This is a genomic window from Proteiniphilum sp. (assembly GCF_040307845.1).
GTDB lineage: Bacteria > Bacteroidota > Bacteroidia > Bacteroidales > Dysgonomonadaceae > Proteiniphilum.
In genome coordinates, this window is the sequence record NZ_JAWRIS010000032.1 from 59,153 (window position 1) to 70,966 (window position 11,814).

General features: G+C 43.7%; 11 protein-coding genes and 1 tRNA gene. 11 read left to right on the forward strand and 1 reads right to left on the reverse strand.

Going from position 1 to position 11,814, the window contains the following annotated elements; all coding sequences use genetic code 11:
* The first annotated feature begins 140 nt into the window (after positions 1-140).
* The 9 genes from ABV001_RS08160 (at position 141) to ABV001_RS08200 (ending at position 8,173) form a co-directional block, all read left to right on the forward strand.
* A complete protein-coding gene (locus ABV001_RS08160; RefSeq protein WP_352422338.1) occupies positions 141-740 on the forward strand; it encodes a TlpA family protein disulfide reductase in 600 nt (199 codons plus the stop codon).
* Positions 741-937: 197 nt separating this feature from the next.
* Complete coding sequence (locus ABV001_RS08165) at positions 938-1,405, forward strand: magnetosome magnetite crystal formation protein family (protein WP_352422339.1); 468 nt, start codon at positions 938-940, stop codon at positions 1,403-1,405.
* 5 nt (positions 1,406-1,410) lie between these two features.
* Complete coding sequence (locus ABV001_RS08170; RefSeq protein ID WP_352422340.1) at positions 1,411-2,082, forward strand: cell division ATP-binding protein FtsE; 672 nt, start codon at positions 1,411-1,413, stop codon at positions 2,080-2,082.
* A gap of 259 nt (positions 2,083-2,341) precedes the next feature.
* Positions 2,342-3,958: a CTP synthase gene (gene pyrG, locus ABV001_RS08175; RefSeq protein WP_352422341.1), complete on the forward strand. Its 1,617-nt coding sequence runs from the start codon at positions 2,342-2,344 to the stop codon at positions 3,956-3,958.
* A gap of 12 nt (positions 3,959-3,970) precedes the next feature.
* Complete coding sequence (gene yidC / locus ABV001_RS08180) at positions 3,971-5,974, forward strand: membrane protein insertase YidC (protein ID WP_352422342.1); 2,004 nt, start codon at positions 3,971-3,973, stop codon at positions 5,972-5,974.
* A 66-nt stretch (positions 5,975-6,040) separates the two neighbouring features.
* The gene (locus tag ABV001_RS08185) at positions 6,041-6,382 is read left to right on the forward strand and encodes a hypothetical protein (RefSeq protein ID WP_352422343.1); all 342 of its coding nucleotides are present in this window, start codon (positions 6,041-6,043) and stop codon (positions 6,380-6,382) included.
* 33 nt (positions 6,383-6,415) lie between these two features.
* Positions 6,416-7,096, forward strand: coding sequence for a YiaD family glycine zipper/OmpA-like lipoprotein (locus ABV001_RS08190; protein ID WP_352422344.1), 681 nt, complete (start codon positions 6,416-6,418; stop codon positions 7,094-7,096).
* Between the two features lie 157 nt (positions 7,097-7,253).
* Positions 7,254-7,727, forward strand: coding sequence for a free L-methionine (R)-S-oxide reductase MsrC (msrC, locus tag ABV001_RS08195; protein WP_352422345.1), 474 nt, complete (start codon positions 7,254-7,256; stop codon positions 7,725-7,727).
* Positions 7,728-8,100: 373 nt separating this feature from the next.
* Positions 8,101-8,173 (forward strand) — tRNA-Gly (locus tag ABV001_RS08200).
* 384 nt (positions 8,174-8,557) lie between these two features.
* Here the strand turns inward: ABV001_RS08200 and ABV001_RS08205 are convergent.
* The gene (locus ABV001_RS08205) at positions 8,558-9,244 is read right to left on the reverse strand and encodes a DUF421 domain-containing protein (RefSeq protein WP_352422346.1); all 687 of its coding nucleotides are present in this window, start codon (positions 9,242-9,244) and stop codon (positions 8,558-8,560) included.
* Between the two features lie 140 nt (positions 9,245-9,384).
* On the opposite strand from ABV001_RS08205, the gene ku reads away from it, so the two are divergent.
* Together ku and ligD are read left to right on the forward strand one after the other, a co-directional pair.
* On the forward strand, positions 9,385-10,158 hold the full coding sequence (ku, locus tag ABV001_RS08210) for a non-homologous end joining protein Ku (protein ID WP_352422347.1): 774 nt from the start codon (positions 9,385-9,387) through the stop codon (positions 10,156-10,158).
* Positions 10,158-11,684: a non-homologous end-joining DNA ligase gene (gene ligD, locus ABV001_RS08215; RefSeq protein WP_352422348.1), complete on the forward strand. Its 1,527-nt coding sequence runs from the start codon at positions 10,158-10,160 to the stop codon at positions 11,682-11,684. Before ku ends, ligD begins: the two co-directional genes overlap by 1 nt.
* Positions 11,685-11,814 lie beyond the last annotated feature (130 nt).

Consider the following 11,814-nt stretch of genomic DNA (forward strand, 5'->3'; position numbering starts at 1 on the left):
AATATGTTGAAAAAGTATAATATCCGGAAGCAGTGCTAAATAGTCATGGCTTTTGAATGTTAGATCCGGATTCAAACTTAGTTCTTAGTTCTTAGTTTTTAGTTTTCAGTTTTCAGTCTTAATTTTTAGTTTTAAATTATATGCGTAAAATTATTATACTCTATAGTTTGTTGATAAGTGCAGGGTTGATTTCGTGTACCGGCTCCTCCGGGAAAAAATCCGCTTTATCCGGAACACCTTCCGATACAGCGGCCGTGGCACAGGAAGTTCCGGTAGAAGGCGACCGGCAGTATTTGGTAAAAGTAGGCGACCAGGCTCCCGATTTTACTATGCAGTTGCCCGATGGTAGTGAGGTTACCCTTTCTTCCCTGCGGGGAAAAGTAGTCATGTTACAGTTTACCGCCAGTTGGTGCGGTGTATGTCGTAAGGAAATGCCTCATATTGAATCGCGTATCTGGCAGCGCCACAAAGATAATCCTGAATTTGCTCTATACGGTGTCGACCGTGATGAGCCGGTAGAGAAAATACAGGAACTTATTGAGGCTACCGGAGTGACTTATCCGATAGGCTTGGATCCTGATGCCGATATCTTTGGTTTGTATGCCGAAAAGAAGGCCGGTATCACCCGTAATATCATTATTGACCGTGAAGGAAAGATTGTGATGTTAACGCGCCTGTTCGAAGAAGAAGAGTTTGAACAGATGGTAGAGACCATCGACTCGCTATTGGGTGATAGGTAAATTTTAATTTACATAGTCTTGGCTCTTGATTCTTGATTCTTGGTTCTAATATAATTTTTCACTATTCACTATTCACTATTAATTTTTCACTATTCATTTAAAAAGTTATGAAACGAGCATGATAACTGTTCTCACCCGAGTTCATGATTAATTGCGAGTTCCATGTGATACGTTTGAAAATCAATAATTTTAATCATATGAAATACGAAGATTTAAAAATTCTGGACGAATTACGGGAAAAAGGAAGTATTTCCGAAGAGGAATATCAGCGCGAGAAAGAAAAAATTCTCAATGAGCAGGAAAACGCCTTTAGTAGTACCGGTAAAAAGCCTTTGTTCGGGCTTGCGGAAAATACTTACCTGATGCTCATGCATCTTACTCAATTTGCCGGGGCTATCATTCCGCTGGCCGGTTTCATAGTGCCTATCCTGATGTGGACTACCAATAAAGATATCAATGCCAATGTTGATAAGCATGGTAAGAACATTCTGAATTGTATGATCAGTTATATTATTTACGCCGTCATACTCTGTATTACTGTAATCGGTATTCCTGTAGCTGCCGTTCTGGGTATATTGTATGCCATATTTGTGGTGATCGCTACCGTCAAAGCCAACAATGGAGAGTATTGGAAATATCCGTTCATAATTCAATTCGTTAAATAGGAACAATGGTGCAGGAACAACTTGTCAATTATTCGAAGGTACAGCTCAACCGAGAGGAAAATATCATCCTTCGTAATGTCAATCTCACTATCAATCGCGGCGATTTCCTCTATATCATAGGCAAGGTCGGTTCCGGAAAAAGTACTTTGATGAAAAGCATGTATGCCGAGCTTCCCATCGAGGAGGGGAGTGCCCGGGTATTCGATTATGAACTGGCCGGAATCAAACGCCGGCTGGTTCCATTTCTTCGTAGGAAGATAGGAATCGTTTTTCAGGATTTTCAACTGCTGATCGATCGTACGGTAGAGAAAAACCTTGAATTTGTGTTGCGTGCTACGGGCTGGAAGAATCGTCATGAAATCAAGGACCGGATCAACGAGGTGCTGGTACAGGTGGGTATGCAGAATAAAACCTATAAGATGCCTCACGAACTGTCGGGCGGGGAACAGCAGCGGGTGGTGATTGCCCGTGCCCTGCTCAATTCTCCCGCCCTTATATTGGCCGATGAACCGACCGGTAACCTCGATCCGGAGACAGGAAGCCAGATTGTTGCCCTCCTACAGGAAATATCCAGCCGCGGTACAGCCGTCATCATGTCCACCCATAATTACTCTATCGTACAGGCTTTCCCCGGTAAGATCATGCGTTGTGAAAACGCATCATTAGTTGAAATGTAGTTTTATTTATAGAGTAAAGAGTGTAGAGTAAAGAGTGTAGAGTAAAGAGTATAGAGTATAGAGTAAAGAGTATAGACTTTATAAACTAAGAACTAAATCAGAACCAAGACTTCTCAACTTCTCAGCTTCTCAACTTCTTAACTTCTCAATTTCGGACTTCTTTTTTCATTATTCCCATTGGCATATTGTCCCATTATTCCCATTTTTTTCCTATCTTTGCAACTTCAAAAAATTCATTCACGTTAAATAATTCACAATCGTGGCCGATACAAAGTATATTTTTGTTACAGGCGGTGTGGTTTCCTCTTTAGGAAAGGGAATCATTGCAGCATCGCTTGGTAAGTTGTTGCAGGCAAGAGGTTATAAAGTTACCATCCAGAAGTTCGACCCCTATATCAATGTCGATCCCGGAACCCTTAATCCCTATGAGCATGGCGAATGCTATGTTACTGTAGATGGACATGAGGCGGACCTCGATCTGGGACACTACGAGCGTTTTCTCAATATACAGACCACTAAGGAAAATAACATCACTACCGGACGTATCTATCAGAATGTGATCCAGAAGGAGCGTCGTGGTGACTATCTCGGGAAGACGGTGCAGGTAATACCTCACATTACGGATGAAATCAAGCGTAATGTCAAGTCCCTTGGTGTAAAAAGTAAATTCGATTTTGTCATTACTGAGATAGGAGGGACAGTGGGTGATATTGAGTCCACTCCATTCCTCGAGGCGGTACGTCAGCTTCGCTGGGAACTGGGACGCAACTGTTTTTGCCTCCATCTTACTTACGTGCCTTATATCGCCGCAGCGGGAGAGGTGAAGACAAAACCTACCCAGCATTCTGTCAAGGAATTGCAGTCTCTTGGTATTCAGCCCGATATGCTGGTGCTCCGCACGGATCGTTATCTCAATAAAGATATTCTCGATAAGGTTGCCCTTTTCTGTAATGTGGACCAGGGTGCCGTGATGCAGTCGGTGGATGTCTCCTCTATCTATGAGGTTCCTGTTATGATGCAGAAGCAAGGCATGGATGAAGTGGTATTGCGGAAGATGAATATGCCCGTTGAAGGCAGCGCCAATCTGGAAGCATGGAAGGCTTTCCTTCAGAAAAGAAAAAACGCCAGGAAGGAAGTTTGCATCAAATTGGTAGGAAAATACGCCGAATTACCGGATGCTTATAAATCGATCAACGAAGCACTGTCACAGGCAGCTATTTATAACGACAGGAAACTCAGGCTGGAGGTCTGTCATTCGGAGAAGATCACTGAAGAGAATGTGGAAGAAACGCTCCGTGATGCCGACGGTATTGTGGTTGCTCCCGGATTCGGACAACGGGGCATTGAAGGGAAATACATGGCATTGGGTTATGCCCGTGAAAATGATATCCCCACTTTTGGAATCTGCCTCGGGATGCAATGTATGGTCATCGAATATGCCCGTTCAGTACTGAATATCCCGGATGCCAATTCCACTGAATTCGATCCCAAGGCTGCCGACAAGGTCATCGACCTGATGGAAGAACAAAAACATATCACCAATATGGGAGCATCCATGCGTCTCGGGGCATACGATTGTGCCATCAAAAAAGGATCATTGGCATACAAAGCTTACGGAAAGACCAAGGTGAGTGAACGCCATCGTCACCGTTACGAGTTTAATAATTCATATAAGGACCGGTTTGAGGCTGGTGGCATGAAATGTACCGGTATCAATCCCGATTCGGTATTGGTGGAAGTAGTGGAAGTGCCCCATCTGCGTTGGTATCTCGGGACCCAATTCCATCCTGAATACAATAGCACCGTTATTTCACCTAATCCGCTTTTTATGAGTTTTATGCAAGCTGCGGCGGAATTACACGATGCACGCCAATAATAAAAACAGACAATGGATAAAAATACAGTCACAGGATTGCTGCTTATCACAGCCATCATTATAGCTTTTACAATTTATAACAGGCCCAGCCGTGAGCAGATTGAGGCTCAGCAGCGTATGCGCGACTCCATCGCCATGGTGGAGGCAGAGCGGGCACAACTCGAGGCACAACAAAAGGCTTCAGGTGTGCAGCCTGACACAGCCATTCCCGCTGCCGATAATACTGTAACCGATTTTTTTAGCGCAGGGTCGGCGTCATCTCCCACGGATACCGCTTCCCTTTCAGCATTGGAACAAAACGGGGATTCCGTAACTTTGGCGATGCAACCCGTTCTTTCTCCGGCCCAGGAAGAAACTGTTGTCCTGGAGAACGAAAAGGTACGCATTCTGCTCAGCACGCGGGGAGGTTCCATCCGTTCCGTGCAGATGAAGGAATATCTCCATCATTCGGGGGGAGACCTGATGTTATTCGACGGACCCGATGAAGCACGTTTCAATCTCAACCTGTTCAACCGCAACAGTGTTCATCTTACCACCGAAGACCAAATCTTTACTCCTGTCCGGAGCGACGACAGCCATTCCGTTACGATGCGTTTGCAACAAAGCCCCGGACAATATATCGATTTTGTATATACCCTTCCGGAAGATGAATACATGATGGATTTCGAGGTACGGCTGGCTGGTATGAAGAACGGCCTTCACCCCGAGAGCCTCACCAATTTCCGGATGAACTGGGAGCAGAAAATCCGTCAACAGGAAAAAGGACGTATGTTCGAGAACCGCTTTACGCGCATCCATTATAAATACGATAAACAGGATGTGCAGAAAATGAGCGAAACCAAGAACGATCACAAGGAACTCTCCGAACCGCTTAAGTGGTTCTCGTTCAAAGACCAGTATTTCTCTTATGTCATCATCGGTAAGCAACCCTTCAGCAATACCATACTCAATTCCGAAGTGCTTACCAGTCCCGATTATACGAAACGTTACAAGGCCGAAGGATGGGTGCCCCCTGTAGTAAGCCCTGACAGTGACCTGATCACTGCCGGTTTCAACTATTACTTTGGCCCCGTGCATTATAATACGCTTAAGGCTTATGACAAGGACGTTGCCAATAATGCCGATAAGCTGCATCTCGAGGAGAATGTGTATCTCGGTTACCGCTGGCTTAGTTGGGTGAATAAATGGTTTGTAATTCCCGTATTTAACTTCTTCCTCTCCCTCAACTGGGGAATGGGATTGATCATCCTGATCCTTACCCTGATGGTGAAATTGATTACCCTGCCGCTTACCTACAAATCATTTATGTCGTCGGCAAAAATGAGGGTGCTTCGTCCCCAGATACAGGAACTTGAAAAGAAATATCCCGGTACGGACCAGGAGATGATGATGAAACGGCAGCAGGCCACCATGGAACTCTACAGCAAAGTAGGTATTAATCCCATGAGCGGTTGTCTCCCCATGTTGATACAGATGCCTGTGCTGCTGGCTCTCTTCTTTTTCTTCCCATCGGCTATTGAATTACGACAGCAGAGTTTCCTCTGGGCAGACGACCTGTCTACCTATGACTCCCTTATATCCTGGAGTGGCAATATCCCTTTGATTACCCGTTTCCTGGGTAACCATATCAGTATATTCTGCCTGTTGATGACGGTGATCAACGTAATCTACACCAAATATAATATGTCTATGACCGATACCGGTTCCACACAGGCGATGCCCGGTATGAAGTACATGCCTATCTTTATGTCGGTATTCATGTTCTTCTTCCTCAATAATTACCCGGCAGGGTTGAATTATTACTATTTCCTCTCCACGCTGATTACCATCGCACTTACATTTATTATGAAACAGGTGATCGACGAAAATAAGATCCTGGCACAGTTGGAAGCCAACAAGAAAAAACCCAAAAAGAAATCGGGTTTTATGGCCCGGCTTGAAGAAGCCCAGAAGATGCAGGAGAAGATGGCCCGCGAAAAAGCCAAAGAAAATGCCAAACGAAATATGCGGCGTTGAACTTATTTTTCTCATCTTTGTTCTTACATAAATGAGATGAAGTTTACTTTTTAAAAAAATATCCACATGAGTAAGGAAGATAAAAAAGTACTTGAGTATGATGAGGACGATTCTCTGCGTTTCATACGGGAGAACCTGCCGGAAGAGATGCAGGATGAGTTCTCGGACGACGAGATCAACTACGTTGTAGATCTTATTTATGACTTCTATGAAGAGAAAGGTTATCTCGATGAGAATGAAGACGATGATCCCGAAATAGAGATCAATGAGGACGAGTTATTGGAATATATTATCCGGAATGCCCGGAAAAATAAAGAGATATTAGGGAGAGATTATACAAACGAACAAATTGAAGCCATCGTGGCAGGAGAACTGGCCTATTGCGACACGCTTAATCTGTTCGACTAACTAAAATAGATTAATTAAATTAATAAAAAAACTATGAGACAATTTTCTAAATTATTTGCCATTGGCCTTTTGGGAGGTGCATTGGTATTATCGGGTTGTGGTACAAGTAATACGGTGAAAGGCGGAGGAATCGGTGCAGGGGGTGGAGCAGCTCTCGGAGCCGGAATCGGAGCCATTGCCGGAGGAGGCAAGGGTGCCGCCTGGGGTGCCGGTATAGGAGCTGTGCTGGGAGGTACCGCCGGAGCTATTATCGGAAACAAAATGGATAAGCAGGCAGCTGAACTCGAACAGATTGAAGGCGCCCAGGTAGAGAAAGTCAACGAAGGTGAAGCCATCAAAGTTACTTTCGAATCGGGTATCCTGTTCGCTACCAATTCAAGCACATTGAGTACCGCTTCACGGGCTTCACTCGATAGGTTTGCCACTTCACTGCAGAACAATCCCGATACCGATGTGAAAATCTATGGCCATACCGACAGCACCGGTAGCGACGCTATCAATAACCCATTGTCGCAACGTCGCGCCGAATCCGTATATAACTATCTTGTTTCTAAAGGAATATCCGGAAGTCGTCTGGTGGCAGATGGTTTTGGGTCCACACAACCCGTCGCAGATAACAATACCGTGGCTGGCCGTGAACAGAATCGCCGCGTGGAAGTGTTTATTCTTCCTAACGCCAAGATGATTCGTGAAGCACAGGAGCAGGCACGGTAAATTCTATCGTATATAGTAAAAGTAAATTACCACTTTTTCAAAGGGTAAATTTTACATCGCGTCGCTTTTACGGGTGGCGCGATTTTTTATATCTCTTTTGGGAAGAAGTTAAGAAGATAAGAAGTTAAGAAGTTGAGAAGTTAAGAAGTTAAGAAGTATGGCAGAAGATCTTGATATACCTTACGGAGCATCCAAAGAGGAAATATACAAAGCGCTATTTCCCCAGTTGCAGGCATTGACAGAGGGAGAACCCGATCTTATTGCCAATATGGCCAATATTACGTCAGTTCTTCGGGAAGCATTCGGTTTTTTCTGGGTCGGTTTTTACCGGGTGGAAGGTAACCGGTTAGTGCTCGGTCCTTTTCAGGGTCCGCCGGCCTGTACCCGTATCGTATATGGAAGAGGCGTTTGCGGCACTGCATGGAAAGAGGGGCACACCCTTATCGTGCCGGATGTGGACAAGTTTCCCGGTCATATCGCTTGTAGTAGTTTGTCGCGTTCAGAGGTCGTTGTCCCGGTCCGGAATAACGGTCCGGTAACTGCGGTGCTGGATGTCGACAGTGATCGGCTCGATCATTTCGACGAAATCGATGCTTTTTATCTGGAAAAAATATGTAGCCTGATACGTTAATTTTCCTCTCTGATATTTTGCAAAGACAAAACAAAAAGGTATCTTTGCACCATAATTAGAGCAAAGAACAAAGATTAAAGAGTAAAGATTTCTTTAATTGTTTCAGAGATGCATTTTTATTTTTTTTGATACTGTCTTTATTCCTTATTCTTTACTCTTTATTCTAATTAGGTAGAGCATAACCTTGCCCCAAAAAGGAAAAGGGAACTAACCTTGGCAAGGAAAACTCGGAACAGAGGTTCTGGTGAAATTTAAAATATTATTGCGGAAGTAGCTCAGTTGGTAGAGCATAACCTTGCCCCAAAAAGGAAATGGAAACTAACCTTGGCAAGGAGACTGAATCAGAGGATTTAGTGAAAAACCAAAAAATTATGCGGAAGTAGCTCAGTTGGTAGAGCATAACCTTGCCAAGGTTAGGGTCGCGGGTTCGAGTCCCGTCTTCCGCTCAAATGAACGTCCTAAAGTAAATCCTGGGGCGTTTTTTTATGATAATACCAGTTTATTAGTCCCCAATTTTATTTACTGATAATCAGTCATTTACAGTTTGTTGTCCAGCTGTTAGAGAGGCAAGGTCAACAAGGGATTTCTGCAATCGTAATTCCTTCTCCTGTTAGCTTTTATTTGTACCACCCTGTAAAACAATAACAAAAGACATTTGTTTCACCTATACACGTTGTTTCGTGGACTCAATTTAAATTAAAAAAGAAAGGACTCGATTATGAATTTAGAAAAACAGGCAGAAACGTTGAATGATTTGATTTTAATCAACAACGACTATATTTAAAAGATCTGAAGAAGTATAAAGGTAGATGTCAGCGAGGCACCTACCTTTATTTTTCACGATTGCCTGTTTCAGCTTCCACCCATTCGTCATTCTCATTACAATACCCGCACACCTTTCTTTCCCCTTCGTTCATTATTTGTGTATTTCCGCAGTAAGTGCAGGCATACGTGCCGGGGCGCTTCACTTGTTGTGTTTTTTTCTCCAGATAATCGGGCCATACCGGTAATCCCGGTTTTATATCCGCAGATTTATAGCGTAGGATGCTTAATTCGCCACTTGGCTCCAGCAGGGCATTTTCTATTTCTCCCAAGTGAAAGATATGTTGATTTCGGAGCACCGCGAAAAACTCATCCATCGCCAACTCCTTATGTCTTAGAGACTCTTTTGATGCCTTCCCTTCATGGATGATAGGGAAAGGGCGGCCTTCAAGGATTTTCTCCACTTTCTCGGAATGTTCTATTAGTTTGGTGATAAGCCAGTAAGATAGGAATACGATAATGAATACCACTAAGGCATATACAATGCCGATTTCTTTATAGATCATGGGATCTCCGGCAGCAGAGCCCAGTGCGATAATGATCAGTAATTCAAAGATAGAGAGTTGCTTTACTGCCCGCCTCCCCATAATCCGCAGTCCTGAAAAAAGAAGGATGAACATTATCAGGGAGCGAATAGCAATTTCTATAAGAAACAGAAAATTTTCTTTGCCGAATAAGATATCTGTCCAATTCATAATTTGCATTCTCTTAATTGAAGTGGTAAATAATCCACTGCACTTCATTACTTAACAACAGAGAATAAATGATTGTTTACTATTGGGTTTGAAGGCATTTACGCAATGAACCAATCCGGCTTTAATGATGTTTTAATCGTATGAAATCAATTTGGAATGGAGCTATCGGATTTGGACTGGTGAATATTCCCGTCAAAATGTATTCGGCAACAGAAAGCAGCACGCTCGATCTGGACATGCTGGATAAAAGTGATTTGTCTAATATCCGGTTCAAGCGGGTGAATGAAAAAACCGGCAAGGAAGTGAAATGGGAAAATATCGTGAAGGGATTTAAGCTCAACGACCGCTATATTGTACTCGATGAGGAGGATTTTGAAGCCGCAAGCCCGGAAAAAAGTAAAATGTTCTCCATTCAACAATTTGTGGATGAAGATGAAATAGACAGCGTCTATTTTGAAGCTCCTTATTTTCTGGAACCTCAAAAGAACGGAGCGGACGCGTATGCGCTATTATTGCAGGCATTAATAAAGACCCGAAAGGTAGGGGTAGGAACTTTCGTTTTGCGCAACAAGGAAATATTGGGTATTGTAAAACCTTATCAAGATGTGCTCGTTGTTAATAAAATACGTTTCCCCGAAGAACTTCGGGAATATGAAGAGTTGGATATCCCTGTTAAAAAAGCAAAACCCGATGAGTTGAAAATGGCGGTTTCCCTCATCGACCTGAATTCGGAGACTTTTGACGGAGAGCAATATAAAGACACTTATAGTGCCGATTTGTTGAAAATCATCAAACAGAAAGCCAAAGGCCAGAAATTGAAAAAAGTAGAAAGGGATGAGGGTTCAGATAAAACCATCGACCTGATGGAAAAACTGAAAGCAAGTCTGGAAAAATCAAAAAAGAATATCTCCTGATGACACTGGATAAATATAAAAAGAAACGGGATTTCAGCCAAACAAGCGAACCCGAAGGGGACAGCGCTCCTGTGGATGCCGATTCAAGGAGGGGCATGTCCACGGATACCGGTTCCAAAAAGACCGGTTCCAGGAAGACCAAATCTCCGGATGCCGTCCCCGCTCCCGGGAAGCATGTTTTTGTGGTGCAACGGCATGCGGCCACACGCCTGCATTACGATTTCCGGCTGGAGATGGAAGGAGTGCTCAAGAGCTGGGCGGTTCCGAAAGGGCCGTCGCTCAACCCTGCCGATAAAAGGTTGGCCATGATGGTGGAGGACCATCCCTATTCTTACCGCACTTACGAAGGGACTATTCCTGAAGGCAATTACGGTGCCGGTGAGGTGGAAATTTGGGATGAAGGCAACTATGAGCCCTTGTTGCGTCAGAAAGGTAAAACTGATGAAGAAATCCTGTTGGAAGAATTGAATAAAGGTTCTGTGAAAATCATTCTTCATGGTAAAAAATTAAAAGGGGAATTTGCGCTGGTGAAAATGCATACGGCGAAAGAAGGAAATGCATGGTTGCTCATTAAGCATAACGACGCACATGCCGTGCATGAAAACTACGATGCCGAAGATTATACCTCTTCTCAATCAAAAGTGACCAAACTGGCTGAAAAGAAATATAAAACGACGTCTTCCCGTGCGGCAACGAAAAAGAAACATTCTCCGGTCTCTTCGTCGGAGCGGGAAAAAGTTTCCGGTTATATCAGGCCGATGATGGCAGTGTTGGGCGAAGAACCGTTCGACAGTGAAGAATGGATATTCGAGATCAAATGGGACGGATACCGCGCCATCGCCGATCTCACCGAAGGTCTACAGTTTTACTCGCGCAACGGATTGTCGTTTCTTGGAAGATATCCGCTTATTGAAGAAGGACTGGAAAAACAACAGTACGAAATGATTGTGGATGGTGAGATCGTGGCATACAATAAAAACGACAAACCCGATTTCCAAACACTGCAACATTTTACAGATAATCCGGAAGCAACTATTATTTATCACGTATTCGACTTGCTTTTCCTGAATGGTCACAGTACGGAAACCCTTCCGCTGTATCAACGCAAAGAGCTGCTGAAAGAGGCCCTCATCGAAACACCCCATGTGAAATATTGTGATCATGTGGAAGCCAAGGGGAAAGAATTCTATAAAGCCATACAAAAAGCCGATTTAGAGGGGGTGATGGCAAAAAGGAAATCGAGCCTCTACAGTGAAGGAATTCGCAGTTCGGAATGGGTAAAAATAAAAAATCATAATGTAGATGAAGCCATCATCGCCGGATATACCGAACCGCGCGGTTCCCGAAAGTATTTCGGTGCCCTTATTTTGGGTAATTACAAAGATGGAAAATTACAATATGCGGGTCATGCGGGAACCGGATTCAACCAAAAATCATTGAAGGAAATCCATACGTTGCTCCAGCCTTTAGTAACCGAAAAAATGCCTTTTGAAATAAAACCGCCTACCAATGCCCCGCCTGGATAATCCGGAGCATATGCACCCACTTTCCGGTCAAAATCCATTGATTTGAGGAGATAGTATAACCTTCAATAATCAATTATTTTGTCACATATTCATTAATACAGCTTTCATAATGATAAAGAAGGAGAGCAAA